28 protein-coding genes are annotated in these 26,766 nt (G+C 43.6%); 9 read left to right on the top strand and 19 right to left on the bottom strand.

What is annotated here, in order from left to right; all coding sequences use genetic code 11:
* Nucleotides 1–91 precede the first annotated feature (91 nt).
* Nucleotides 92–694 (bottom strand): DedA family protein, encoded by a 603-nt coding sequence (locus QR721_RS04010; RefSeq protein ID WP_348029189.1) that lies wholly within the window; start codon nucleotides 692–694, stop codon nucleotides 92–94.
* Entirely contained in the window at nucleotides 691–1,398 is a 708-nt protein-coding gene (locus QR721_RS04005; RefSeq protein ID WP_348029188.1) for a polysaccharide deacetylase family protein, read from the bottom strand. Before QR721_RS04005 ends, QR721_RS04010 begins: the two co-directional genes overlap by 4 nt.
* A gap of 111 nt (nucleotides 1,399–1,509) precedes the next feature.
* Between QR721_RS04005 and QR721_RS04000 the strand changes: the two genes are divergently transcribed.
* Nucleotides 1,510–2,670 carry a hypothetical protein gene (locus QR721_RS04000; RefSeq protein WP_348029187.1) on the top strand — a complete coding sequence of 387 codons (1,161 nt, stop codon included), beginning with the start codon at nucleotides 1,510–1,512 and terminating at the stop codon, nucleotides 2,668–2,670.
* Between the two features lie 93 nt (nucleotides 2,671–2,763).
* On the opposite strand, the gene QR721_RS03995 is transcribed toward QR721_RS04000, so the two are convergent.
* The 4 genes from QR721_RS03995 to QR721_RS03980 all read right to left on the bottom strand — a co-directional run bounded on the left by QR721_RS03995 (nucleotide 2,764) and on the right by QR721_RS03980 (nucleotide 5,758).
* The gene (locus QR721_RS03995) at nucleotides 2,764–3,081 is read right to left on the bottom strand and encodes a YuzC family spore coat inner layer protein (RefSeq protein WP_348029186.1); all 318 of its coding nucleotides are present in this window, start codon (nucleotides 3,079–3,081) and stop codon (nucleotides 2,764–2,766) included.
* Between the two features lie 56 nt (nucleotides 3,082–3,137).
* A complete protein-coding gene (locus QR721_RS03990; protein WP_348029185.1) occupies nucleotides 3,138–3,863 on the bottom strand; it encodes a DUF429 domain-containing protein in 726 nt (241 codons plus the stop codon).
* A gap of 146 nt (nucleotides 3,864–4,009) precedes the next feature.
* Nucleotides 4,010–4,204 carry a YwbE family protein gene (locus QR721_RS03985; protein WP_348029184.1) on the bottom strand — a complete coding sequence of 65 codons (195 nt, stop codon included), beginning with the start codon at nucleotides 4,202–4,204 and terminating at the stop codon, nucleotides 4,010–4,012.
* A gap of 27 nt (nucleotides 4,205–4,231) precedes the next feature.
* Complete coding sequence (locus tag QR721_RS03980; protein WP_348029183.1) at nucleotides 4,232–5,758, bottom strand: glycine betaine uptake BCCT transporter; 1,527 nt, start codon at nucleotides 5,756–5,758, stop codon at nucleotides 4,232–4,234.
* Between the two features lie 474 nt (nucleotides 5,759–6,232).
* Here QR721_RS03980 and QR721_RS03975 point away from each other — a divergent pair, with 474 nt between their 5' ends.
* The 3 genes from QR721_RS03975 (at nucleotide 6,233) to QR721_RS03965 (ending at nucleotide 8,893) form a co-directional block, all read left to right on the top strand.
* On the top strand, nucleotides 6,233–7,012 hold the full coding sequence (locus QR721_RS03975) for a formate/nitrite transporter family protein (RefSeq protein WP_348029182.1): 780 nt from the start codon (nucleotides 6,233–6,235) through the stop codon (nucleotides 7,010–7,012).
* A 247-nt stretch (nucleotides 7,013–7,259) separates the two neighbouring features.
* On the top strand, nucleotides 7,260–8,651 hold the full coding sequence (locus tag QR721_RS03970) for a purine-cytosine permease family protein (RefSeq protein ID WP_348029181.1): 1,392 nt from the start codon (nucleotides 7,260–7,262) through the stop codon (nucleotides 8,649–8,651).
* 95 nt (nucleotides 8,652–8,746) lie between these two features.
* On the top strand, nucleotides 8,747–8,893 hold the full coding sequence (locus QR721_RS03965) for a hypothetical protein (protein WP_348029180.1): 147 nt from the start codon (nucleotides 8,747–8,749) through the stop codon (nucleotides 8,891–8,893).
* Between the two features lie 57 nt (nucleotides 8,894–8,950).
* Here the strand turns inward: QR721_RS03965 and QR721_RS03960 are convergent, their stop codons facing one another.
* Nucleotides 8,951–9,169, bottom strand: a complete 219-nt coding sequence (locus tag QR721_RS03960; protein ID WP_348029179.1) for a hypothetical protein — start codon at nucleotides 9,167–9,169, stop codon at nucleotides 8,951–8,953.
* 143 nt (nucleotides 9,170–9,312) lie between these two features.
* Here QR721_RS03960 and QR721_RS03955 point away from each other — a divergent pair, with 143 nt between their 5' ends.
* A complete protein-coding gene (locus QR721_RS03955; RefSeq protein WP_348029178.1) occupies nucleotides 9,313–10,554 on the top strand; it encodes an MFS transporter in 1,242 nt (413 codons plus the stop codon).
* 53 nt (nucleotides 10,555–10,607) lie between these two features.
* Here the strand turns inward: QR721_RS03955 and QR721_RS03950 are convergent, their stop codons facing one another.
* The 3 genes from QR721_RS03950 to QR721_RS03940 form a co-directional block, all read right to left on the bottom strand.
* The gene (locus tag QR721_RS03950; protein ID WP_348029177.1) at nucleotides 10,608–12,233 is read right to left on the bottom strand and encodes a sensor domain-containing diguanylate cyclase; all 1,626 of its coding nucleotides are present in this window, start codon (nucleotides 12,231–12,233) and stop codon (nucleotides 10,608–10,610) included.
* A 132-nt stretch (nucleotides 12,234–12,365) separates the two neighbouring features.
* Complete coding sequence (locus tag QR721_RS03945) at nucleotides 12,366–12,719, bottom strand: hypothetical protein (RefSeq protein ID WP_348029176.1); 354 nt, start codon at nucleotides 12,717–12,719, stop codon at nucleotides 12,366–12,368.
* Nucleotides 12,720–12,861: 142 nt separating this feature from the next.
* A complete protein-coding gene (locus QR721_RS03940) occupies nucleotides 12,862–13,872 on the bottom strand; it encodes a PTS sugar transporter subunit IIC (RefSeq protein ID WP_348029175.1) in 1,011 nt (336 codons plus the stop codon).
* 432 nt (nucleotides 13,873–14,304) lie between these two features.
* Between QR721_RS03940 and QR721_RS03935 the strand changes: the two genes are divergently transcribed.
* Together QR721_RS03935 and QR721_RS03930 are read left to right on the top strand one after the other, a co-directional pair.
* Nucleotides 14,305–14,421, top strand: coding sequence for a YjcZ family sporulation protein (locus QR721_RS03935; RefSeq protein WP_348029174.1), 117 nt, complete (start codon nucleotides 14,305–14,307; stop codon nucleotides 14,419–14,421).
* A gap of 37 nt (nucleotides 14,422–14,458) precedes the next feature.
* Nucleotides 14,459–14,575 (top strand): YjcZ family sporulation protein, encoded by a 117-nt coding sequence (locus QR721_RS03930; RefSeq protein WP_348029173.1) that lies wholly within the window; start codon nucleotides 14,459–14,461, stop codon nucleotides 14,573–14,575.
* A 114-nt stretch (nucleotides 14,576–14,689) separates the two neighbouring features.
* On the opposite strand, the gene QR721_RS03925 is transcribed toward QR721_RS03930, so the two are convergent.
* The 3 genes from QR721_RS03925 to rlmD form a co-directional block, all read right to left on the bottom strand.
* Entirely contained in the window at nucleotides 14,690–15,721 is a 1,032-nt protein-coding gene (locus QR721_RS03925; RefSeq protein ID WP_348029172.1) for an LLM class flavin-dependent oxidoreductase, read from the bottom strand.
* A 190-nt stretch (nucleotides 15,722–15,911) separates the two neighbouring features.
* Nucleotides 15,912–16,895 (bottom strand): tRNA dihydrouridine synthase, encoded by a 984-nt coding sequence (locus QR721_RS03920; protein ID WP_348029171.1) that lies wholly within the window; start codon nucleotides 16,893–16,895, stop codon nucleotides 15,912–15,914.
* A 181-nt stretch (nucleotides 16,896–17,076) separates the two neighbouring features.
* On the bottom strand, nucleotides 17,077–18,465 hold the full coding sequence (gene rlmD / locus QR721_RS03915) for a 23S rRNA (uracil(1939)-C(5))-methyltransferase RlmD (protein WP_348029170.1): 1,389 nt from the start codon (nucleotides 18,463–18,465) through the stop codon (nucleotides 17,077–17,079).
* Nucleotides 18,466–18,653: 188 nt separating this feature from the next.
* Between rlmD and QR721_RS03910 the strand changes: the two genes are divergently transcribed.
* The gene (locus tag QR721_RS03910; protein WP_348029169.1) at nucleotides 18,654–19,319 is read left to right on the top strand and encodes an SDR family oxidoreductase; all 666 of its coding nucleotides are present in this window, start codon (nucleotides 18,654–18,656) and stop codon (nucleotides 19,317–19,319) included.
* Nucleotides 19,320–19,393: 74 nt separating this feature from the next.
* Here the strand turns inward: QR721_RS03910 and nhaC are convergent, their stop codons facing one another.
* Nucleotides 19,394–20,785, bottom strand: coding sequence for a Na+/H+ antiporter NhaC (nhaC, locus tag QR721_RS03905; RefSeq protein WP_348029168.1), 1,392 nt, complete (start codon nucleotides 20,783–20,785; stop codon nucleotides 19,394–19,396).
* A 392-nt stretch (nucleotides 20,786–21,177) separates the two neighbouring features.
* A complete protein-coding gene (locus QR721_RS03900; RefSeq protein ID WP_348029167.1) occupies nucleotides 21,178–22,356 on the bottom strand; it encodes an MFS transporter in 1,179 nt (392 codons plus the stop codon).
* 174 nt (nucleotides 22,357–22,530) lie between these two features.
* On the opposite strand from QR721_RS03900, the gene QR721_RS03895 reads away from it, so the two are divergent.
* Nucleotides 22,531–23,061, top strand: a complete 531-nt coding sequence (locus QR721_RS03895; protein WP_348029166.1) for an ECF transporter S component — start codon at nucleotides 22,531–22,533, stop codon at nucleotides 23,059–23,061.
* A 121-nt stretch (nucleotides 23,062–23,182) separates the two neighbouring features.
* On the opposite strand, the gene QR721_RS03890 is transcribed toward QR721_RS03895, so the two are convergent.
* The 4 genes from QR721_RS03890 to QR721_RS03875 form a co-directional block, all read right to left on the bottom strand.
* Nucleotides 23,183–23,920 carry an amino acid ABC transporter ATP-binding protein gene (locus QR721_RS03890; RefSeq protein WP_348029165.1) on the bottom strand — a complete coding sequence of 246 codons (738 nt, stop codon included), beginning with the start codon at nucleotides 23,918–23,920 and terminating at the stop codon, nucleotides 23,183–23,185.
* Between the two features lie 28 nt (nucleotides 23,921–23,948).
* Nucleotides 23,949–24,653 (bottom strand): ABC transporter permease subunit, encoded by a 705-nt coding sequence (locus QR721_RS03885; protein ID WP_348029164.1) that lies wholly within the window; start codon nucleotides 24,651–24,653, stop codon nucleotides 23,949–23,951.
* The gene (locus QR721_RS03880) at nucleotides 24,637–25,452 is read right to left on the bottom strand and encodes an amino acid ABC transporter substrate-binding protein (protein ID WP_348029163.1); all 816 of its coding nucleotides are present in this window, start codon (nucleotides 25,450–25,452) and stop codon (nucleotides 24,637–24,639) included. Before QR721_RS03880 ends, QR721_RS03885 begins: the two co-directional genes overlap by 17 nt.
* A gap of 186 nt (nucleotides 25,453–25,638) precedes the next feature.
* Complete coding sequence (locus QR721_RS03875) at nucleotides 25,639–26,625, bottom strand: formamidase (RefSeq protein WP_348029162.1); 987 nt, start codon at nucleotides 26,623–26,625, stop codon at nucleotides 25,639–25,641.
* Nucleotides 26,626–26,766: the final 141 nt, after the last annotated feature.

Here is a 26,766-nt window from a genome sequence, read left to right as displayed (position 1 = left end):
AATGGTGTTATACCACGATACACGCAAATGAAGCCTATTTTACCGCCACACAGGTTGGCATGTAAGCTTCAAATACGCATGAATCCTGAGGTCACAGCCTTTTTCTTTTCTTTTTTCGCTTGCGCAGCCACTTGACGAGGACATAGACGATAAAGACTGCCAGGAACAGCAGACCAATGAATGGAACGTAATCCGGATTGATATTGAAAGTACGTCCGATGAAAAAGCCGGCGAGCAGAAACGGCACGATCCAGAGTATGGAGCCAATTGCAGAAAGTATGACGAAACGGATTACCCCGACGTTAGCGATACCTGCCAAGTATGGGCTGATCTGACGGATGCCAGGCATATAAAAGCCAAACAATATTGTCCTGTTGACATTGTTCTCTAGTTTATGCTTGGCCTTCTCCCATCTTTCCCTCGTCACTCCAATATATTTGCCGAATTTATTGAGAAGCGGATACCCGACAAGTCTCCCTCCCGCATAAGCAAAAATCATCCCAGCGAATACGCCTAGAAGTGCCCATGAAGCAGAAGATACTGCTGCCATCCTATGTTGAGCAATGAGAACACCGATGAAGAAAACAAGCGATTCCTCAGGTGCCGGAATGCCAACAATACCGAAGAACATGAACAGGAAAATCATGAAATGGCCGTAAGACTGGATATAATTCATTACCGTATCCATATTCATGGAAGCATCCTGCCTTCAATCTTCACAAAAGATATATTCTGCTGTGAGCTTTCCTCCAGATACTTTTCCAATTGTTGAAGCATAAATGCCGGAGCTTCATCATCAGCTCCAGGATTCGCTCCGTCATCATGCAGCAAAACAATCGATCCATCTGCGGGTACCTGTCGCAAACCCTCGAGCAATTTACGTTTGCAATTATGAATTTTCCAGTCCCCAAAAATATGAGACCAAATGATAATATCCAGATTCTTCGCTTTCTGCAATGTAAATAAATTGCAAAAACCCCAAGGTGGGCGATACAAAGTCGGGTGCTCGCCAGTCGCCCGAAATATTGCTTTATCCGTCTGAACAAGCTGTTCTTCCAGTTGTTTCGGTGTTAATTTCCAACTTGAAAGATGCTGATAATGATGAATACCGATAGCATGTCCTTCTTGGTGAATACGTTTAACAATTTCAGGGTGCCGATCCACTTTTTCACCGACAACGAAAAACGTAGCTTTCGCATCGTATCGCTTCAGCAAATCAAGAAGCTGAATTGTATAAATCTCATTCGGCCCATCATCAAAGGTGAGAGCAATTCCGTCAGTATTCAATTTTTTGACCAACCGCTTGCTCGTTTTTCTCAAGACGAGAGTAGTGAACATTCCATAAATCATCCAAAGCAAAGTAAGGACAGATATGATTCCAAGACTTTTCTTAATCAAGTGACCAGCTCATTTCTTAATAATAGAAAATTTTATTGTAGCCTGTGTAATACGTTTCCCTACTTTCTCTTCAGGGAACAGCGGAAGAAATTAATGAGAGGATGAGCACATGTGGCGAAAGTAACTGTTGGTCTCGTCCCAGCGCCAGAACTGCCCGAGGTGATTGCCCGTCGCCTCGTTGATAAACTCCCTGATCTGTTCAATAAATATGTTGATCGTCATACGGACTGGAATTGCGAAATCATTGTAGACTCACTTGCTGGAGCTGCTGAGAATGTGAGCGAAATTATTAATGAAGCCGAGAAGCTAAAGGAGAAATATGACTGGACTTATGCAATCTGTCTCACTGATCTGCCAATATTCTCCGGTTCGAACATAGTACTTGCAGACGCAAACTTATCTTCAAGCGTCGCCCAGATTTCCCTTCCTGCATTTGGGGCTTTTCCGATGAAAAAACGTATTCAGCATTCGATCATCCAAATGGTCGCAGAATTATATTATGGGAAGCTTGATGATCAACATATCAAAATGGCCCAAAAAGGAATTGGCCCGCGCACAAATCAAAAACAGCGCACTTTGTTCAGAACGCTTATAGAGCCTTTTACCCTTTCGCCAATTCGCCGCAGGGAAGCACCGGAAGAAATCGATTGTATTAATGTCCGCTTCATTATCGCTCCAAGATTGAATGGCAGTCTTAGAATTCTGTTCGGAATGACATATGCAAACAGACCTTGGACCATCATGCCCTCTTTCAAAAACGTTGTAGCGATAGCCTTTGCAACCGGTGCATACGGCCTCATATTTACAACTTTATGGAAGTTAAGTGTCTCGTATAATATTTACCGATTTATCGGCTTAAATTTGGCTGCAGTCGCAAGCATGGTGCTATGGATTCTTCTTTCCCATAATCTGTGGGAAACTCCCCGAGGTACGAACAATCCGCGTATGCGACGGCTCTATAACAGCACTACAATAAGTACGCTTGTCATCGCTGTCTTCATTTATTATGGTGTACTATTCTTACTCTTTCTCGTTGCCGTTTCTGTATTCGTACCGCCCTCTCTCTTCGGAGAAGCGACAGGGCTCGAAGGGAAAATTCATTTAATTAACTTCATCCGTCTCGCTTGGCTTGTCACATCTGTTGCTACGTTGGCCGGTGCAGTCGGTGCAGCAATGGAGAACGGAGACAGAGTACGAAATGTAACATACGGTTACCGTCAAGCGCATCGTTATGAAGATATTAGAGCACAGTCAAAAGATGAAGACTCCTAAAGTCAAGATACCAAGATAGACAGTAAGCAAAGACTGTCTCACTGTTACCCTTGATATGCTCGTTCGAAACTAAAGATAAACAAACGATACAACTCAACTCCAGCGCAGCCGCATAACAAGCTGACAACATTGATCCGAGGCAATAAGAATGATTGAAACCGTCTCAGGTGTATATCGTATATCAACATCTGAATGAAGAGACAGTCCTTTCAGCATACTGACGGCCTCTTTCTTTTCATTTTTTTGAGCATGTTCCATAAACTTGCTTGCATATGTTCCGGTTCCAGTGATCTTCTCCGTAATCTTGCCCGCATCTTCGAATAATAAATGAAAGTAGTGCGCGGACTTTTTAAAAACAGCTGGATCTACTGGCGGATAGACTTCTCTATTCCAATTTTGCCCAAAAATCACGCTACCACCCCTCAGAACACACTATATGTTTGAGCGTGCAGCAGCGTACTTATTTTTCATTTGAACATATAAGGAACGGTCATCTGCATCCTCAGGCCGCTCGCATCATGTGAGGGCATATCAGGTATAGTTATGAAACCTGAGCTTAGTCCAAGTCGGCCTGCGACAGCGAGTACGTACGCGTCCAATACGTCATCTCTAATTTTCTGAAGCTCCTTTCGCTCTGCAATTTGCAAAGCGATTAAATCAATGCGTTTCTCAAATCTCCTAATAATCTGCAGCCTTTCAGTAAAGCCTTCTGCCGTTTTCTTGCTTAATGTTAATGGCATATTGTTTTTACTTAACACTTTAAAGAGCAATTCAGGATGGCTTTCAAGCAGCCGATTTCTATAAAAAGAGTTCAATTTTAGAAATTCATCTAGCTCACGGATCTTGTTCGCAATATAGAATGATTGCTTACTCAATCCTTTTCCAAGCACTTGTCTATTAATCCTGTTCGCCTGTTCATATTCTGTCTCGCCGATTGCCTGTCTGCATGGTACATTAAAAACTGTACACGAACGCTTTCCAAGGTGTTGGCGTGCCAATTTCTCCGGGCGAAGCAGATCCTCTTCTTTTGTTTCAGGCAGCCCGATCGGCATATCAATTAGTATGATTTCAGCATCCTTATGGGGCTCCAGCAATTCGCCAAGTGTTTCAGTTCTTTCTATCGAATAGCCTTCAGACCAGAGAACAACTCCAACCCAGCCATCTTTGCATCCATCAATTCCGACTGCCTTCAATTCCATCCCCCTGAATAACATTTTTTAACATTATTAATCATAATACTTTCAAAGGCCTTGTACTGTAAAATATTTCGTAACCATTTCTTAATCATGAGCTAACAAGAAAGCCGCAAAGCATGATTGCTTTGCGGCTTCTTATTATATTATTCAACAATCTCCTGCACTCGGCCTATGATGCCGTCTGCAAGTCTGACTTTGATGCCACGCGGATGCTGTGCTGAATTCGTCAAAATGTCTTGGACAACTCCTTCAGTCAGCTTTCCAGTGCGCTGATCCTGTTTCTGAACAACTCTAACTCTTGTTCCTTTGGCAAGATTGGCTCTTCTCGTTCCATCCATGTTCTCACCTTCTTCTTGAACTCTGTATTAAGCTTTTTCACTTTTTTTCTTCGGATGCTTGATCTTATGGTACAGACCAAGCTCTTTTTGTTCAATAGAAAGTGATTTGTATAATGAAATCATCATTAAAATCATAATTATCGAGAATGGCAGTGCGGCTGCTATAAGCGCATTTTGCAACGCTTGCAGTCCTCCACTGTACAAAAGGACAAGCGCGACGGCTGACTGCAGGACACCCCAAATAATTTTGATACGATTTGGTGGCATCAGACTGCCATTAGTCGTCAGCATACCGAGCACGAATGTCGCTGAGTCGGCGGAAGTAATGAAGAACGTACCGATCAGGATCAATGCCACAATGGATAGAACCCACGACCACGGCATCTGTTCAAACACCGCGAAAAGAACCTGCTCTGTCGGCAACTTACTGATGATGCCCCCTGCAGCATTATCAGCCTCAATTGCTGTCGTTCCGAATACAGCAAACCATAGGAAACTAACAAGTGAAGGCAGCAGTAGTACACCAATCAGGAATTCACGGATTGTCCGGCCTTTTGAAACCCTTGCGATGAACAGACCGACGAATGGTGACCAGGAAATCCACCATGCCCAGTAGAAAATTGTCCATGAGTTCACCCATTCACGATGCTGTTCATTAAGCGGCGCAATTCGGAAACTCATCTGGAAGAAATTCTGGATATAGCTGCCGATTGTGTCTGTAAATATATCAAGGCTTAACACAGTCGGACCTACGATGAACACTAGAGCGAAGAGCCCAATTGCCAGATACATATTCGCGTTACTCAAATATTTTATCCCTTTTCCAAGTCCAGACCAGGCTGAAAGAAGGAATAAAACGGTCACGATGAGTACGATGATGAGCTGTACCGTAAAATTGACTGGAATTCCAAACAAGTATTTAAGACCGCCGTTTATTTGTGCCGCTCCGAAACCAAGAGTCGTCGCTACACCAAATACTGTTGCAAAAACAGCGAAAACATCAATGAACGTTCCCCAGCCACCATTCATTTTTTTGCCGAATAACGGCTTCAACGTTGCCGAAATTAAGCCCGGCTCCCCTTTTCGGAAATTGAAATAGGCAAGCGCCAGTGCAACAATGCCATAAATGGCCCACGCATGGATTCCATAATGGAAAAATGTATAGCGCATTGATTCTTTATACGCTTGCGCTGTCTCTGGTGTTGCAAGCGGAGGATCAATATAGTGGGATAGCGGCTCGGCAGCTCCCCAAAATACAAGACCAATTCCCATTCCGGCCGAGAACAACATCGCAAACCAGGTTGGACGGCTGTAGTCCGGTGTATCTCCCGGCTTACCAAGTTTGATCGCCCCAATCGGACTGAATATGAGGAAGATGCAGAACGCGACAATCGCGATAACAGTGATGAGATAGTACCATCCAAAAGATGAAGAGATAAAGCTTTGGAGGTTTGCGGTGATATCCTCAAAGCTGCCCGGTGCGACCATGCCGAAGATGACCGTCGCAAGAACAAGCGCTATGGAATAATAGAAGACACTCGTTATTTTTTTCATGCAGGACTCCTTTCTTATGTCAAATCTAGCTATAGATGTGCTGACCGCTTAATATTTACGGACAGCAACTTGATTCTCTTTCCCGCTACTCTTACCATTCAAACATAAATCGACATAATACGAAAATGATGTGCTAAAGATAAATTCACCATAAAAGTGCTTCGAACCTTGTCTTCCCATGGGCTAAACACTATTTAGAGAGACCTTTAAGTTCACCAATTCAGAATTGACAAATATTTATACCTTCATACATTTAACAAGTAGTTTTTAGCACTGCAAATTCGCAGAATGGCGAGAAGGAACGCGCATAAGCTCGTGCCCTAGATCTCAATTTTGATCAAAAGAATTTTAAATACTCGTATAGGCAGCTCTTTTTGAAAACAAATGTTTAGTAAGAAATGTATTGGGAAGAGATAAACGTTAGAGTTTAAGGTACTTTTTTCCATTTAACAGAAAGCAGAAAGGGGTTCTCATATGGCCTTCCACTCTCCTGAGAAAGTTGCCAACATCGCTTTGAAAGCCGGGGTCAAAAAAGCAAACCTACCAATGCAGAAGACGCTGGTGCTTGGCTTTCTCGCTGGTGCTTATATTGCATTCGGCTTCCTGCTTGATATTAGGGTAACTGGCAATCTCCCTGAAAACGTTTGGGGGTCTCTATCCTCATTCATCGGAGCTTCCGTGTTCCCTGTCGGTCTTATTTTTGTCCTCATAGCAGGCGGTGAATTGCTTACCGGCAATATGATGGCTGTTGCGAGTGCACGCTTTGGCAATAAGATTACAACTTTACAAATCGTAAAAAATTGGATCGTTGTCACAATCAGTAACTTTGTCGGTGCTGTCTTTGTTGCTTACTTCTTCGGCCACTATCTCGGTCTTATGGAAGGTGACTTCCTTGCCAAAACTGCATCTGTCGCAGGTTCAAAAATTAAAGATTCTTTTTGGCAGGCGTTTGTTTCCGGTGTCGGAGCTAACTGGCTCGTCTGTCTTGCAGTGTGGCTTAATTTCGCGGCCAAGGATGTAGCTGGAAAAATACTCGGCATCTGGTTTCCAATTATGACCTTCGTCGCTCTCGGCTTCCAGCACATCGTTGCCAATATGTTCATCATTCCGGCTGCCATCATGGGCGGACATTATACTTGGGGAGATTATTTTATTAACTTTGTCCCTGTGTGGCTCGGGAATGCGATAGGTGGGGCGATTTTCGTCGGCTTGCTATATTGGGTGTCCTACTCACGAGATCAAGAAGTATTTTAACTGAAGAATGGACCATCTTGGGGCAAATCCCGTTGGTCTATTCTTTATTTAATTTTGAATTGTTTTCACTTCGGCCATTAACCGATTGCTTCCATTTTTTCACCTCTTCTTGAAAAAACCACCCTATTATTGTTATCCTTAGATAGGGTAAGCTGCGAAGAACGAGTTAAAGCCTTTGTTCATCGGAGTTAACATGTGAAGTTCTTCACATTACTTACGTCCTATTTTGGTAAAAGGAGATGGTTCTTTGACAGAAAAATATGTGAACAACGTACAAGAAGCGCAGGATGATTATTCACTTGACCGTGTCCCACGAAAAGCACGGACAATGGGATGGCTCAGTGTGACGAATATTACATTCGGCATTGCAACAGCTATCTTCTACTTTCAGATGGGCAGTGTAATGGCTCTGCAATTCGGAGCGGCGAATGCGATTGTTTCATCAATTTACGCAATTGTCGTAGCCGGCATTCTCGGAACATTCATCGTTTACCTTTCAGCGAAATCCGGCATGAATGTCAACCTGCTTGCGCGAGGCGGAGGTTTCGGCTATATCGGTGCTTCACTGACTTCTCTTATATATGCATCGAATTTCATTATGTATTGTGCATTCGAAGGGCTCATACTCGTATCCGCTGTACACACTTTCTTCCCCGTTATACCTGAGTGGGCGCTCATCGTCTTCTTCGGTTCACTTGTCATCCCTCTGAACTGGTTTGGCATCAAGCAATTGGACAAATTGCAGAAATGGTCTTTGCCAATTTTTGGACTATTCCTATTGACAGCCATTGTCGTATCTATCTTCACCCCTTCCAATTATGATGGATCTGTTCTTTCATTCATGCCTTCCGGGGCATCATTCGGCGGTACATCCTTGCTTATGTGCATTGGTATGCATAATGGTATTATCGGCCTAACCGCTCTGCTTTCATCAGATTACGCTCGTTTCTTGAAGCCTTCTGATTTAAAGAAAGGCTCTATAGCAGTCGGTTTTATTCCGCAAATCTTCAGTTATGGTGTGATGGGCGGGCTTGGTATCTGGTTCGGCGTTCGCCTTGGGAATCCGAATCCCGGCGTTTATATCGTCATGCTCCTCGGAATCGGCGGCGCCTTATTCACAATGCTTACTCAGCTGCGTATCAATGTAACGAACATTTACAGCAGCTCGTTGTCACTTTCTAACTTCTTCGAGAATGTTTTCAAATTCACTCCAGGCAGAAGATTCTGGGTATTCGTAGCAGGCCTCACTTCAATGGGCCTAATGCTTGGCGGCATTGTCGATCATTTGAGTACAGTCATGACGTTCCAAGGTGTTTTTCTGCTTGCCTGGGCTGCAGTGCTTGTCGCTGACGCTATGATTGTAAAGAAACTGCTAAACATTGGCCCAGCACATTATGAAGCGCGCCAGCAATATTTATACAAATGGAATCCAGTCGGTGTCGTTTCTCTGTTGATTGCTAGTGTGCTTGGAACAATCGCTGCACTTGGATATATGGGTGATTTTCTCCAAAATACGGCAGCATTTTTCGCTGCTCTTTTGGCAGCTGTGCTTACAGTTGTAATTGCGGTCACAACAAAAGGTAATTACTATCTCAACAGCCTGCCTGAAGATGTTGAACGGGAAGACATGATCGCATAATTAATTAGCAAAAGGCCTGTCCTCTATATACGGTGGACAGGCTTTTTCTCATATTTTTAATTACTTATGGCAGAATAAGCGGGAAGCTTTGTATATTGCGAAAGGATGATTGTATGGATCCGGAAAAACAATTCAAGGCGAAGTCCTACCAAGAGACGAATGAGGAAATTGCGAACAGCGAAGAACTTAAACATCGTCAGCCGACACCTCAGCCGAAAGAAATGGACGAAATCGAGTACTAACTGTAAGAAGACGGGCATAGCATGGATTGCTGATCCTTGCTGTGCCCGCCTGTTATTTTAGTTATTCTGGCCAAATTTAACATTCGTCTGTTCAGCCGTTTCATTTTGTCTCCGAACTTCTTCTACATTCGTATCACTGTAAATCTCCGTTCCGCGGCCGCCAGTTGTCATTGCGATATACAACTTTGCTTCATTGTAGCTGAGTCCTGAGTGACGTGCCTTTGCCAGCAGAGCCTGAACTTCAAGGTCTCCTTGATTTCCATAATATCCTTCCATACTGCCACCTCCTCCGTTCAATTCATAGTTTGCACAAAATACATACCCTTCATGCCCGAACACTATTTTGACATCATTGCAAACTGCTGATATATTCCTCGTTAGATGGAAGTTTTATTCCATAAATGGAAAGGAGATATGTTATGAAAGGGGAATTCATCGGCCAGCGTGTAGTAGCCATAGCTTTCATTACTTTAATGGGTGCGTTTGGGTTAAATCTTGCTGCCGGACAGTTCTTCGCACCGCTTAGCAACTCATTCGGCTGGAGCCTGACAACAATCAGCCTCGCTGTCTCAATCAACATGATTACATGGGGCATTTTCCAACCTATAATGGGGAAAATGATCGATCGGTTCGGTCCTAAGCCTGTCATTGCCGGAGGTGCCTCTATAATGGGGATATCCTTCCTGCTCATGGCAACGATCACAGAAATATGGCAGTTCTATTTCTATTACGGAATCCTTACAGCAATCGGCTTTGCTGCCTGTGGTTCCATGGCTAACTCCGTACTCATTTCACGCTGGTTCATAAAGAAACGTCCAATGATGCTTGCTCGCAGTTCCATGGGCATGAATATTGGTCAACTCCTGCTACTCCCCTTGACAGGTTTCCTCATTGGTACGTCCGGATTCAAATCAGCTTTTCTTACACTCGGACTTATTATGCTTATCGTTGTCGTACCTCTTATAACCTTCATGACAAAAAATGAACCGGCTGAAGTTGGTCAATACCCGGATAATAATGAAGAAACCGTTTTCTCTGCTCCAGTCAGTTCCCGTCTATCTGAAGCTCTCCGTAATAAGACATTCTGGATTGCGAGCTTGGGATTTGCGACATGTGGCTTCACACTTTATATGACGACAATGCATTTGCCAAAACTTGCAGTTGATCTAGGTGGTGCAGAATCACTAGGTGGTCAACTGCTAGGGCTAGCCGCTTTCGCCAGTGCAATATCCATGTGGCTTACAGGCCAATGGACGAGCAAATTCGGTAAAAAGAGGTTGCTTCTCACACTTTATTCCATTCGTTTTCTCTCCTTCATCTGGCTGGCAACTGCAACAACTGTCTGGCAGCTTTACGTATTTGCTATTGTTTATGGCCTTGCTTCTATGCCCGTTATTCCGCTCGTCACCGGCGTAATCGGTGAACGATTTGGTAAAAATGCTATGGGATTGATACTTGGTTCGGTCTGGCTAATCCATCAGGCAGCTGCGGCATCAGGAGTTTTCATCGCTGGCTATTTGCGTTCGATTTATGGTTCCTATACCCCTTCAATCTGGCTTGGCGCTGCAGTTCTTGCCTTTGGGGCTCTCATTACCGCTTTCATGAAAAATGATGAACAGCAATCCGTACATCCCGGAAAGGAAATGCTTACAGGAAGCTGAAGTTATTTCTCACATGAAAAGAGACATGTCCAAAGCTTAGACATGTCTCTTTACTATTCGGCCAAATTATTGAATTTCACTTTATTTTTACCTTCTCGCTTCACTTCGTATAGTACGCCATCGGCAAGTTTTACAACCTCTTCGATTAATCCAGCTCCTGCGTTCCAGACCGCTCCACCAATGCTTGCTCCAACATGCATTAACTCTCCATCAATAAAATAAGGTTCATTGATTGCTTGGATCATCCGTTCACCGACTTTTTTTCCGTTTTTAACTGGTTCCTTGTCGGCAGTCAAAACAATGACAAATTCATCCCCGCCAAGGCGTGAGACAAGTTCACCGGCTCGTATATTCTCTTTTAGCCTTGCCGCCGTCTCAATGAGCAGCTGATCCCCAGCATGATGTCCGTACTTATCATTAATCCCTTTGAATCCATCGAGATCCATGAAAAGAATCGTAAGCGTTTCATACTGATCAGAAGCCTTTTCCAAGTAATATTCATAAGCCTTCCTATTTGGCAATCCCGTAAGGGTGTCATGCTGGGCGATTTTTTCCATCTGTTCAAGTGCCGTTTCTGTCGTGGACAAATCTGTGACAAGGCGTCGAAGCGAATCAGACAAAATTTCAATCTCGCCGACCCCTTTATAATGGGGTACATGCACTTTTCGTCCAAGCCGCAACTGGTCGGCAACTGCAGTCAGCTTTTGGATTGGCTGGACGACTTTACTTGCTATAAGCCAGCCGACTCCCGCTCCAAGTATTGAAAGCGCAATTCCCCAAAAAATCATATACATTCGCAGTTCTTTCGCCGGCGCATATGCCACATCAGCAGGCTGACGAGCAAGTATGGTCCAGCCGAGTCCATCATATTGTTTATAGCCTGTTGTTTTTACATAGCCTGTCAAATACTCTTTTCCGTCCGGCCACTTTTCCACAGTCCATCCATTTATATCGCCATGCTGCGCCAACTTCGTACTCTTTACTTCAAGCTTCTTTCCAAGCATATTCTTTGGTCCGAGTATAATATCATTGCTTTTGTCACTGACAATGAAAAATTCAAGGTTTTCCCGATTCTGAATTGTAGCTTTCACCGTATCACGTAATTCCTTAACCCATTCCCAACTAAGATGTGTTGCCAAAACACCGATAAATTCGCCTTTATTATTGTGAATCGGTATGCTAATATCAACAAATTTCATCGCTTCGCCGCTTGGATTCGGCAACAGTTTAGCTAGCAGAACGGCATCATGCACATCTCCAATAAAAGGACCGTCCTTCGCATTCATAAATACAGGACGCTCAGAGATATCCACTCCTTTCAGAATATCATCTGAGGATTCCAAAACCTTTCCATTTTTATCCGTAAATCCAATCCACGAAAAGGAAGGGAAATTTAATTTCAACTGGTGGATCAGCGCCCTGACTTCACCGAGATCTTCCGGTTCCTTCAATGATTTGAGTTCACTCAATACCATGACCTCACCATATCGTGCCCACATATAGCGATCAACAGTATCACCGAGTGATTGGGCTGTTTCGCCGAGCGCTCCTCCAATTTCATTTTGAACTTGTACAACTGATCGTTGCCCTATGACAAGACTCAAAATAAGAATTAGACAAAGCACGGTTAATCCAAAGATGATTGAGAGCCTTGTTCGCAGACTCGCAGATTTTTTCATAATAAGTCTCCTCTGCTGCCATTTTCATAAAACCAACTATATTCCATTTATGCTAATTTAAGCAATACAAAAAAACATCAACCGTCCGAAGACGGTTGATGCTTAAGGACTTATATATTTCGACCATTATTATTAATAATAGTAAGGATATCCATACCCGTACGGTGAGCCGTAGTAGCCATAACCGCCGTAAGGTCCTAGAAGAGCACTGCCAAGCAAACCACCTGCTACACCACCAAGGAACGGTCCGAAGCCGTATCCGTATCCAAATGGTCTCCCGAAGCCGTAACCAAATGGTCTGCCAAAGCCATACGGCCTTCCGAATCCATAACCAAATGGTCTGCCAAAGCCAAATCCAGGACGACCAAACCCAATCGGTCTACCGAAGCCAAACCCAGGACGTCCAAAACCAAACGGTCTGCCTATGATACGAGTATCATTTGGATCTTCAAATTGCTGTTGAACTTCAATTTCTTCATTATACATTTAAGTTCCTCCTTATTGGCGGATTTGGCTAGATTGATTGAATGACCTATCCGCTTCTCACCATAGGCTATGTAGGCAGGAACAAATTGTTTGGGCGCTTTCATCAAAAATATGGTCTAACGCTGAAAAACTCATTACATAATCAAACGAGATCTTCTAAACGTCTGATTTTATAATTCCTGAATATGTATGAACCGAGCAACCCCCAGAGTGCGCTGCTTATCGCACAGCTAAGGGCGATGATTGTCACTTTAATCGGGTCATTAAAGCCATACATGACCGCAAATCCAGCGATTGGGGTAGCCGTACCTGTTGCGTCATTTACGAGACCAGCAAGCGCAATAATAATCCCCGCAGTCGCCCCACCAAGAAAATTAGTTACATAGATTGGAACCGGATTAGCAGAAATGATGTCAACTTGGGATAACGGCTCAATCGCTACAGATATAGTTGTTTTGCGATTGCCGAATTTCATACGATGGAAAAAGACTAGATTCATAAACGAAGAACCAAATACAGCTAGGGCTCCAATCGCCATCGGCGTACCCGTCAACCCAAGCATTGCTGTCAAAGCCATCGAACTAAGAGGCGCAGTAGCAACTACAGTAATGACCCCTCCTAGGATAATCCCCATTACAATAGGGCTTGCATCAGTCGTCTTCGTAATAATGCCGCCAATATTCAATAAAGTCGCATCAACGAGCGGATTTACCCAAACCGCCAGCAGACGAACAAGTGGAGTAGCAACAACGATAGCGACGATCAGATCAAGTCCATCCGGAACTTTCTCTTCAATTTTTTTTACAACAAATGAAATGAGGTATCCTGCGATGAATCCCGGCAGAAGACCAAGCCCTGCACATGCAGCGCCAAGCATGAGTGCGTATACAGGTGAGACGCCCATCGCAAGAGCAACAAGTGCAGCTGCAGCGACACCGCCCATGCTCCCTGCTGCATCTCCTACCTTGCCGAGAAAATCAATATGAAGTAAATCTCCACCAACAAATCGCTGAAATGCTTCTACAAGAAATGTCGCAATGGCCGCACTCGCAAGTGCTCCCATTGCCTTCATGCCTCTCGGTGCCTTATAGCTGAATAGTGTAAAACAGGCTAGTACAATGAGCAGCAAAATCGTTCCTTTGACTATTTCCATGATGTCTCCTCTCCCGGCTAAAGCCGGACAAAACTTCTTGCTTTATGAATATGCGTCGGTGATCCCAATGCACGTTCCCGTTAACTATATCATCGTGGCTTTCATTAAAAAACTGGAGGAAGATTTGGAAGATTGGACTTTTTCCCAAGGATTCAAACCGTTGAATCTTTCCATTAATTATCAGATATCAACAGTGAACTCGAATTTTCAGTTTTTCTCCTTTAGGATCCGCTGAAAAATAGGCAAGAACCCTCTTCCGGATTCAAACCTTATTCATATAGTGAGAGCAGGAAGTGTTGTTCATGAGCCTTCAGAGATATGGCTTTGATACGGAGCCGCGTCGCTTTTTGAACTGCACTCCATAGAAAAATGGGCGGATGACTCTTCCCAATTCTAGACAAATTCATATAGTAAGAGCAGGAGGTGTTGTTCATGAGTGAAGCAGTTGGAGTTGGTGGATTCGGTACAGGTGCAGGCTTTGCGTTGCTCGTCGTATTGTTCATCCTTTTGATTATTATCGGCGCGTCATACGTAGGCTATGGCTATTAATTAAATTAGGAATTCTACATTGAAAGGAGGGGATATCATGGGCTACGCTGGAGGAGCTGCAGGCGGATACGGCGGTGGATATGGCGGCGGATTTGCGCTTATCGTCGTATTGTTCATCCTTTTGATCATCGTTGGAGCTGCTTTTGTTTACTAATCTGGAGATAAGTTGACTTTTACCCGAAGACGAAGAAGTCTTCGGGTCTTCCCTTTTTCCGTAATACATAGTAACTGGAAATTAAAGGTACCGTAAAATCGTATTGAAACGATGCTACTTTCCAACAGTTTTGACAGCCTCTTCTAGAAGTTCCACGGAACGCTTTCGTTTTTTTATATCAAAAATTGGAGTAATTGCCATCAGCTCTTTGATGGGAAGGCGTGTTGATAAATCAGCAATTTGTCTGGTGACGGTTTCTTTAGATCCAATTAGATAGGTTGCCTTCAAATCCTCAACTTCCTGCCATTCTTTTTCTGTTCGAACATCTGCCAGTGCTTTGTCAGGATTGATAAAGCGTTCATTTTTGGAACGATGCTTCCAAAAATCCACATGCAGTGCGCTTCTTGCAAGATACTCCGCTTCTGCATCACTTTCCGCCACAATCGCTTTCATTGTCACTAATGCTTGGGGCGAATCCAAATATCGCGAAGGCTTGAAATGCTCAGCGTATGTGTGGATCGCTTCTTCCATCACACCTGGCGCATATTGAATAAACTGGGCAAAGGCAAATGGCAAACCTTTCTCTGCCGCCATTCTTCCCGAAGAGGGACTTGTCCCAAGCACCCAAATTTCCGGTTTTCGACCGATGCGCGGTGCAGCGAACAGATGACCGCTGAGCGGATGAGCCTCAGGCAATTCATCCTCCATATACTCAAGCAATTCATCGATTTGGCTTGGAAAACCTTCAGTATCCCGCTTCCAGCCATCTTCTAGTGATCTGCCGCCTTTAAGTGCAATGGTTGAAAGATGCGCCCCGCCCGGTGCCCTGCCAACCCCCAGATTCACTCGTCCAGGTGCCAGAGCACTCATCACTTTGAACTGTTCAGCTACTTTAAAAGGAGCATAGTGGGTAAGCATGACACCACCTGTACCGATTTTGATACGCTCTGTTTTTGCTAAAAGGAAGCTTGCGAGAACCTCAGGAGCGGCTCCGACAATTACATCCGAACCATGGTGTTCTGAAACCCAATAGCGTTCCAGACCGAGCTGATCTGCGAATTGCGCCATTTGTACTGTTTGCCGGAATGCTTCTGCAGGCGAAATGCCTTCAACTAGATGTGTCTGATCAAGTATGCCAAGTTTCATTGCACATTTGCCTCGCTTTCGAATGATTGGAATTGGCAACCATTATACTCGTTTTATCAAAGGCAACCATCAAAAATGCTTATCCACATTCATCACTTAAAATAAAAGCTATTCAAAACATAAAGAAGACAATCTATCCGTTAAGGTAGATTGTCTTCCCACATTATAGACTGAAACAAGAGAGCCTCAATTATTCTTTCATCTCATCCATATTCTGTTTTTCAAAGTCATCTAGGAGTGCTCGGACTTCATCTGTAGTTTCTGTGCTCATCAATTCATTTCTTAATTCGCCCGCTCCACGAACACCACGGACATAAATTTTGAAGAAGCGGCGAAGCGGTTTGAAAGGACGCGGCTCCAACTCTTTTGAATATTTATCGTGAAGATCGAGCTGAAGTCTCAAGAGGTCAAGCAATTCCTTGCTGCTATGCTCTCTCGGCTCTTTCTCAAAGGCAAACGGGTTTTTAAAAATACCGCGACCGATCATAATACCGTCAACACCGTATTTTTCAGCAAGTTCCAAACCAGTTTGACGGTCTGGAATATCCCCATTGATTGTGAGAAGTGTATGCGGTGCAATCTCATCACGAAGTTTCTTAATCTCAGGAATCATATCCCAATGAGCGGGCACATTGCTCATTTCTTTCCTTGTACGAAGATGAATGGATAGATTTACGATGTCTTGTTTCAGTATGTGAGTGAGCCAATCACGCCATTCGTCCACATTTGTGTATCCGACTCTTGTCTTCACACTCACTGGCAATCCGCCCGCTTTCGCTGCCTGTATAATTTCTGCGGCAACGTCCGGACGACGGATCAATCCGCTCCCTTTCCCTTTTCCAGCAACATTTGCTACAGGGCAGCCCATATTAATATCGACACCACGGAATCCTTGTTCCGCCATGCCGATACTCATTTCACGGAAATGTTCCGGCTTGTCTCCCCATATATGAGCGACAATCGGCTGCTCGTCCTCTGTATAAGTCAAACGGCCTCGCAAACTGTCTATCCCTTTTGGATGACAGAAACTTTCCGTATTCGTAAACTCTGTGAAAAAAACATCAGGTCTTGCTGCCTCTGTTACTACATGACGAAAAACAACATCTGTTACAGCTTCCATTGGTGCCAATATAAAAAACGGCTTCGGTAATTCATGCCAAAAGTTATCAGTCATATCAAACTCGAATCCTCTCATTATGGAATGACCAGGTCAAACCCAATCTTAAATTTAAAAAGCAAAAATATCCCGGGTTCTTAATGAAAAACCCGAGAATTTAGTAGTCTTAAAATGAAACTCATATATCTTATTTTAACGGAATCGAAGCTGGACAAGCAAATGCAAATATTAACTTGGTTTATATTCTATTCAGCAAAGCGACACATTCAACATGCACTGTATGCGGGAAAAGATCGACCGGCTGAACAGCCTGTAGTTCATAGCCGAATGGTTCCAATTCCTTGATGTCTTCCGCAAAGGAATCCGGATTACAAGATACATAGACTACACGTTCCGGTTGGGCACGACCAATGCGACGCATCACTTTGCCACCTGCTCCTGCACGAGGCGGATCAAGCATGAGCAAGTCCGGTGCTCCGAACTTTTCAAGAATCTGATCAATACCGACGCGTGCACTTTCAGCAAGGAATAACGTGTTTGACAAACCATTATCTACCGCATTGCGCTTCGCAGACTCAATCGATTTTTCAACAATTTCTATCCCGGCAAGCTCAGCTGTGCGACTTGCGAATGGCAATGAGAATGTTCCGACGCCACAGAACAGATCAATCATGCGTTCCGTCTTCTTCGGCTGAGCCATCTCAATTGCAATTTCAACGAGCTTTTCAGCCTGTACAGGGTTCGTCTGGAAAAATGTATCGAACCAGAGTCGATACGTATATCCTGCCAATTCGTCATGAATATAATCTCGTCCAGCGAGAACATGTGATTTCTGTGATTGTGTCGTATCAGCCCATTCAGTATTTTCCAACCAGATCAGACTTTTCACTTGTGGAAACTTGCTTTCAATCCTGGCGACCAAATCTTTGATCGGACCTTCCAGTTCTCCAACAGGAGCTTCAGTCGCAAAGACTCCAAGCATCATTTCACCTGTAGCGAATGAACGGCGGACCATAAGATTTCGCAAAAGACCTTCATGAAGTTTCTTATTATAACCTGTCAATTCATGTTCTCTCGTCCAGGCTGCAACTTCCATTGCAGCATCTACAACATCATCTTTTGCAATCAGGCATGTCTCAAGCGGAATGATCTTGCGGAAATTACCGCGCTCGTGGAGTCCGAGTGAACCGTCTGGAGCAAAAGTAAATTCCATTTTGTTGCGATAATGCCACGGCTCTTCCATCCCGATTACATCGCGAACAAGATTCGGATCAAACCCAGCTGCTTCGACAACATCCTTGACATGCGCCAGCTTGTGCTTCAGCTGCCCAGCATATTCCCAATGCTGCAAGGAACAACCGCCACATTTGCCGAAATGCGGACATGGAGCTGTCGTACGTTCAGGATGGACATTAATAATTTCCTCAGCGATTGCCATGCTGCGCTTACGGCCAGGTCTTTCAATAACCGCCCGCACTGTCTCACCTGGAATTGTATATGGAACTGTCATTTTCATTTTCTTCGTATTGCCATCTTCATTCTTCTCACGTACAACCGTCTGGCCTTCACCTTTCGAGTTCAAGCCATGAATGTCGACGATATGGACTTCCCCTTTTTCGCCTTTCAAATGTGGTGCCTCCTCAATAATCACAATTCTGCCTAGATGCATTCTACCATATCAAAGACCTACATTTCGACATGAAAAAAATTAAGCTTAATAGGATTGTTTATCCCTATGTCCGGCTTACAAAAATACACAAGGTTACAGTCCCTATCCTGACGGGAATACTATATGAACGATATAAGATTGAAAGGATGTTTATATTGAAAGTACTCGTAGTTGGTGCAAACGGACAAATTGGTACACATCTAGTGAAGTTAATACAGGAGAGCGGTACACTCCAGGCGAAGGCAATGGTTCGTAAAGCCGAACAGCAGGAAAAATTTAAGCAACTCGGTGCTGATACACTTCTCGTAGACCTTGAAGGTAAAATTGACAATATTGCCAAAGCTGCTGAAGATGTGGATGCCATCGTCTTCACGGCAGGTTCTGGTCCAAAGACTGGTCCTGATAAGACAATTGCCATTGATTTGGACGGAGCGGTGAAAACAATCGAAGCTGCCAAAAAAGCCGGCGTCAACCGCTTTATCATGATTAGCTCTTATGACACGACAAGAGAAGCGATTCAAGAGGCTGCCGGTTCTTCCTTTGCCCCTTATGTCATTGCAAAGCATTATGCCGACATTTGGCTGCGCGACTCAAAGCTAGACTATACGATTATCCATCCTGGGAAACTTACTAATGATGCCGGTACCGGCCAAGTTGAAGCAGCTCCTTCCGTCGCACGAGACGAAGTTCCGCGCGAAGATATTGCAGAGGTAATTCTTGAATCGTTGAAAGATGAAAACATGATCGGAAAAGAGTTTCAAGTCATCAAAGGAAAGACATCGATTAAAGAAGCGTTGAATCGACTTTCCTAAAAAAACTAAACAGCCAGCGTACCTTTAAATGTGGTACGTTGGCTGTTTTTATTTAGAACGTTATTGAAGTGAACCTACATCTTCTTCTCAATCCGTGTAATCGTAAACCCGGTAATCCCAAACAAGATCGTCAGTATCGGAGACAGAAGACAGAAGAATGCAAATGGCACATAATCGAGTGTCGAGACGCCTAGTACTGATGTAAGGAACACACCACAAACACTCCAAGGTACGAGCGGATTAACGACTGCTCCCGCATCTTCCAGTACTCGGGACAGGTTTTTAGGATGAAGTCCGGCTTTTTCAAATGCACTGAGAAACGCATTACCAGGTAACAATACAGACAGATATTGTTCCCCAACGAGGAAGTTAACACCGATTGCTGTAAAAGCTGTACAACTGATTAACAAGGAAACCTTTTTTAAAAAACGCTGTACGCCTTCAAGCAATGCAGGCAGGATTCCCAATTTGAATAGCATTCCTCCAAGGGCGAGTGCAAGCAATACGAGAGAAATCGAGAAGAGCATACTCTCCATCCCGCCTCGTGAAAGCAAAGAATCAATTTCTTTCACTCCGCTGTTCGATTTATAGCCTTTAAACAGCAGCCCAAGAATCTGGTTCAAGCCATAATCTTTCTGAACGAAGAAGCTTACAATCAGACTTGAGAAAATCCCGAATGATAGTGTGAAAATGGCTGATACTTTTTTGATCGCCAATACAGCCAATACAACAAATGGAATGAGCGAATACCAATGGACAAGTCCAAGCTCCAACAAAGTCTTTTTCAGCACAGCGATCTTTTCAAAATTCGCTGATGCCTGCTTTGGGGACAAAAAGGCGAACAAGACAGCCGAAATTATAAATGCCGGAACCGTCGTCCACATCATATTTTTAATATGTTCAAATAGATCTACCTTCGCGACCATCGAGGCAAGGTTCGTCGTATCAGAGAGTGGCGACATCTTATCTCCGAAGAATGCGCCCGATACAACCGCTCCGGCAGTTATTGCAGGTGATAGCCCAAGCGCTGTACTCACTCCTATAAAAGCGACCCCAAGCGTAGCCGCAGTCGTCAGCGAGCTTCCGATACTCATTCCAATGACTGACGTTACAATGAAAACAACCGCAAAAAAGAATTTTCCATTAACAGCTTCCATTGCCAAGTAAATGAAGGTAGGAATTGTTCCGCTCGCCATCCAGGCACTAATGAGCATGCCTATAAAGAAGAAGAGGAAGATCGCACCGAGTCCCGATTTTGCCCCGTCAACGAGACCATTTTCCAGATCTTTCACCGGGACACGCTTAAGCAAACCATAGATCATTAACGCAAAAATGGCCAAGGCAATCGGAGCATGCGGAACTGCCTCATATCTAATAATCGAAAAACCGATTCCGACAAATAAGATAAATACTACAATTAAAGCTTCTATCGGTCTTACTTTCAATACAGCCTGATCCTGATGCATTTATTAAAACCTCCACTATTTCTGAACACAAAAAAGCCCCATCGCCACTAGGGACGAAGGAGCTCCGCGGTACCACCCTAATTGACAGGTAAGAACCTGTCCTCTTCATTTAAATAAACTGTCATCTTAGAATGCAGTCGTAATTCGAATGATCACTGCCCGGATTCCCACCAACCATCCGGTCTCTTCTCGCTGCTTCATCACCATTCTACTTCAATCTGCCGACAGTACTTATTTATAATCACTTTCGCGCATGAACGCTTTTATGTGTTAAAGTTTATGTTTCATAATATATCTGTTACTGAAATGATTGTCAATGGATGGAGAAACCAACCATAGGGGATTACTTCCAACTCTAATGATTCCAATGCTTAATCGCTTTATTCTTTAAATCAGCATGAATCTTCCGCTACCTCTCTCGGCCTGAACATCGCAAGCGAGACTAAAATGACGAGTAAGAATGAACCGATTATAAAGAAGAAATTGATACCTTTTATATACTGAAGTGATGCCCCGCCAATTATCGGTCCAGCCAAACTTCCGACCGAGTAAAGAACACTGCATAATGTATTTCCAACTGTAAGTAAATATGGCGGCAATAGGTCGACCATATACGTAACACCAAGTGAATAAATCGATCCGACGAACATACCAGCAACAGCGAAACAAATCATTAAAGCAAGCGTCGACTTTTGAAGAAGACCTGCCATAGTGAAGGCAGTAATTCCAATAATCAAAGATATCGTCAACATCCGCTTGCGCCCGAATTTGTCACTCATCGACCCTAGTGGCAACTGAAGGATGACGCTGCCAATCGCAAATGCCGGCAATATAATAGCCACTTCACTTACACGTATTCCCGACTGCAAAGCATAGACCGGGAAGTTCCCGTTTAATGTCGCCTCGAGGAATCCGTAACCTAATGGGAATAGTAAAGCGACCCAAGCATATTTCAAGACTGAAACTACGTGCTTCGTTTCTCCCCCATTATTCATATCCTCCTTGCTCATAGGGTATTGATTTTGCATGAAAAACATGGGGATAAGCGCAATTAATCCAAAAACAGCCGAGGCTAAAAATGGCAGTTCCTCATTTACCGAAAGTAAATTCGTCATCATCGGCCCAATTCCAAATCCTAGCCCAAAACAAAGGCCGAACAGTGCAACATTCAAGCCTCTTCTATTTTTCGGTGAGAATGTCGTAATCCAAGTCTGAGCTCCAATTTGCAACACACTGTCACCAAGACCGATTACAAATCTCAGCGCAAACCAGAACCAGAATGACTTCCATACGGGAAACAGCGCAAGTGACACAACGACAAGAAGCCCTCCTGCAATAAGGCCATTCCGAAATCCAGCTTTGCGCAAGATCTTCTCCATGAAAGGTGCTGCAAGCAGAATGCCGAGATAAACAGCCGCTGTGTTCATACCATTCAATGAAGCAGACACCCCGTCTTTTTCTAGCAAAATTGAAACAACCGGCATGAGCATCCCCTGAGAGAAACCGGCAATCACAACAATACCCATTAAGAACCAAAATTGTACTCTAGCTGACTTAACATGTATACCCATCTATTAAACGCTTCTCTCTATATATAATTGCATCTTCATTCATTCTATCAGTAAACAGAAGCGAACATAAGCCAAAATTCCATGTTTCACCTGATAATATTGAGAAAATACTATTTATTAATAATTGTTTTCGAAGTATAATAAATTGTCGATATTTGAAAGGAGAGCAATCATATGAGTTCTACTACATCCGCAAAACCAGCCATCAAGACGAAAACACTCGTCATTTATGCGCTGTTCATCGCTTTGACACTTGTCGCTACAGCATTTATTCAGTTCAGACTTCCAATTATGGGTAATGGTGGGTTGATTCACTTGGGCAACGTCCCTCTATTCGTTGCTGCATTCGTCTATGGAAGAAGAGCTGGCATGATTTCAGGAGCCTTCGGTATGGCACTGTTCGACCTTCTATCCGGATGGACAGCATGGGCACCATTTACGTTTGTCATCGTAGGAATCATGGGCTATCTTGCCGGACTGATTGCTGACAAAATGCCTGGCAACAGAATTTTTGTTTATTCTTTTGCAGTTTTCGCTGCACTATTTGTAAAAATTGTTGGATACTATTTCGCTGAAGTGATCCTATATGGCAACTGGGCTGTTCCACTCGGTTCTGTACCAGGCAACTTCCTTCAAGTTGTCGTAGCTGGAATCGTCGTTGTGCCATTAGCTGAACGCTTGAGAAAGAGTATCGGAAGAATCTAAAGAGAAAACTATGCCCCCTTTGGCTGATTGGCCAGAGGGGGCATAGTTTTCTCATATTTAGCTTTATATACAAAAGGATTGTGAGAGAGTTAATATTAACTCTCTCACAATCCTTTTTGAATTAACTAAGTCTATCAAGGAAGCGTTTTGTCCGCTCTTCTCTTGGATTTGTGAAAATTGCTTCAGGGGTACCTCGTTCCACAATAGTTCCTTGATCAAAAAATAGAACTTCATCGGCTACTTCCTGAGCGAAGCGCATTTCATGAGTGACGACAACCATCGTCATCCCCTCATTTGCGAGATTCTTCATGACTTTAAGAACATCACCAACCAGCTCAGGGTCGAGAGCTGATGTAGGTTCGTCAAACAGCATCACTTCAGGCTCAATCCCCATTGCCCTTGCAATACCGACTCGCTGTTGCTGTCCTCCGGAGAGCTGATGTGGATAAAAGTCGACTTTATCAGCCAGCCCGACTTTTGCCAGTAATTCTTCAGCTTTCTCACGGGCCTTTTGCTTAGGAATCTTCTGTACTGTCACTGGACCTTCCATTACATTTTCTAATGCTGTTTTATGAGGGAAAAGATTATAATTTTGAAAAACCATCCCTGTAAGGCTTCGAAAGGCAATGATGGATTTTTTATCTAACTTCTTATTGGAGAAATCCATCATTTTATTATCAATTTGAATGACACCTTCAGAAGGTATCTCCAGGAGATTCAAACAACGAAGAAAAGTCGTTTTCCCAGATCCTGATGGTCCAATCATAACAATCACTTTGCCTCGCTCGATTTCCAGATCTATTCCTTTGAGAACTTCCAAGTCCCCAAAGGATTTGTGCAAATTCCGTATACTGATCATTAATCAAATCTCCTTCAATTTTTGAAGCTTACTTTGCAGTATAGCGTTCAAGCCTTACTTCTACTCTGCCTTGGACAATAGATAGAATTGTACAGATCACCCAATAGATTGCTGCGGCCTCTGTATAAAGCAATAGGAATTCATAATTAGATGCAGTAATCTCCTGAGCTTGACGAAACAGTTCGGACACGAGAACGAGCGAAGCCAGTGATGTATCCTTAACAAGTCCAATGAACGAATTTGATAGAGGTGGCACAGATACCCGCGCTGCCTGTGGCAAAATGATACGTCTCAATGTTTGTCCATAGTTCATGCCAATTGAATATCCGGCTTCCCATTGCCCTTTCGGAATTGAAATAATCGCAGCACGAATGATTTCTGAAGCGTAGGCACCTACACTTAACGAAAATCCAATAATTGCAGACGGAACAGGACTAATCGTCAGTCCGAGATTCGGCAGACCATAGAAAATGATAAACAGCTGGACAAGGAGCGGCGTACCACGAATAACAGACACATAGATCCGAGCAATTATATTTAATATTTTAATAGAAGACAATCTTGCCAAGGCTGTAAAAACAGCAAGTACGAGCCCGATAACAAATGAAATCAAACTTAGTGGAATCGTATATGTAATAGCTCCCTTCATCATTGGCCAAAGAGAACTCCCGGCGATGGATAAGAGATCATCCAATCGCCCGGGATCTGCAATGATACTATTTAGGAGAAACATCTTCGCCAAACCACTTGTTGGAGATTTTCTTATAAGTGCCGTCTTTGTGCATATCTTTTAACGCTTTATTTACTTCTTCCACTAGTTTGTCATTGCCTTTTCTGAACTGCAAACCCATTTTCGCAGGATTATCTGCTTCAGCAACAACTTTCAAAGATGCGTTAGGGTGCTTCTTTGTATATTCCAAGAATGAAATTTTATCATTTACTGCGGCAGCTACGCGCTTCTGGTTAACAAGCTCAGCAGCCTGCGCAAATCCTTCTACACTCTGAACGTCTGAACCATAAGATTTTGCAATCTTGAAATGGTCACTTCCAAGTGTTTCAGCAGATTTCTTGCCTTTAAGATCTTCAAATTTCTTAATATCCTTGTTTTCTTTATTGACGATCAGAACTCTACCGGATTGGATGTACGGATCAGAGAAATCGTATTTCTTTTCACGGTCTTTATCAATTGTTACTTCATTAGCAACCATATCGAAGCGCTTAGCATCAAGCCCAGCAAACATTCCATCCCATTGTGTTTCCATGAATTTCGGCTTGACCCCAAGGCGTTTCGCCACTTCTTCAGCAATTTCAACATCGAAGCCAGTCAAATTACCAGACTTGTCATGAAAAGTAAACGGTGCATACGTGCCTTCTGTACCAATTTTCAAGATACCTTCTTTTTTCACCTTGTTATATAATTCATCTTCCTTTTTAGAGCTTTGGTTTCCTTTACTTTCATCTTTATTTCCGCATGCAGAAAGCACGATTGCAGAAACAATTAATAGAGACAAAATCGATAGTAATTTCTTCATAGTTCTGAACCTCCAAGTAATTTTATTGGAATTATTTTTTATAATTTTAACACAATATTCACACTTCCCGTACATATTTGTCTTGAGTGAAAATAAGGTCATATTTTCTATTACTGAAATGAAATTTTAGTCGTCTGTTCACACGACAAGCACCAGATCCTTTTCGATCTGGTGCGCAAAACGTTATCATTCTTTTTCTCTCGGTTGCGGGAAGCCATAGGCCTGTCCGTCTTTATGGACAATCTCATCTTCCCAAGGCAGATGGTACGTCCCATCCTGCAAATCTTTCATATACGTATAAGGAGCATCTGTTACTCCGCCTTTCACAGCGACATAGCCTCTATGGCCAAGCTGATAGATATTATTTTCTACAGCCCAGTTAATCCGTGCTTCCCTTACAAGGTCGGGTCTAACTTCACCTGTAATGATTTCGTCTGCCCGGTCGCTCCCTTCCACAGTCGGCACACCCTCGAAATTGACAATCATTGCTTCACCCATGGAATCATTCGTACCGTCACTGCCACACATAGCAACTGATGCAGTGTAAGCAAGATTGCAGAAAGCATTCGTCTGGTTCGTAATTCTCCACGAATGGCGAATCGGCGGCGTATAGCCGGCTGTACGGAGAATAATGTCCGCTCCTTTATACGCAAGTTCTCTGCTCACTTCAGGGAACATGCCGTCATGACAAATTGCAAGACCGAGTGTACTGCCATTCGGTCCTTCACAAACTGGCAGTCCCTTGTCCCCAGGTTCCCATGGCTCTACTGGAATCCAAGGATGGAGCTTGCGATAATTGAGACGCATCTCTCCTTTATTATCAATGATCAGGCCCGTATTGTATGGGTTCCCGTCCGGATTGTATTCCATGATGGAGAAACAGCCCCATAAATCATTTTCGACGCAAGCTTGACGCAACCGCTCTACTTCCGGCCCATCGACATCACACATAATTTCTTTTCTCGTATCCATTGAAAGACCATGTAGCATATATTCAGGGAAAACGACAAGATCGATTGGCGCGGCGAATCGTTTTGCTTTGCCCATCATCTCACAGACCTTCACAGTCTGCTTTGTCAAATCTTCTTTTGTCTTCGTCACTGGCAGTGCAAGTTGCGCTAACCCAATTACAACTCCATTTGGAGACTTGTTCAATCCGCCGAGTCCGTTCACCGATATCTCCTCCTTTAACTTCTCAAAGAAGCATTCCCGGTTTTACTGAATGCCGAAACTGGTCAGGATTGGAAGAAATGCAAGTAGCCTCGTATTCGAATAGAAATAAGGCAATCAAATCTGTTTTATCGCATACAAACA

It is taken from the genome of Aciduricibacillus chroicocephali (assembly GCF_030762805.1).
Lineage (GTDB): Bacteria > Bacillota > Bacilli > Bacillales > Amphibacillaceae > Aciduricibacillus > Aciduricibacillus chroicocephali.
This window is presented reverse-complemented; position numbering and strand designations above follow the sequence as displayed.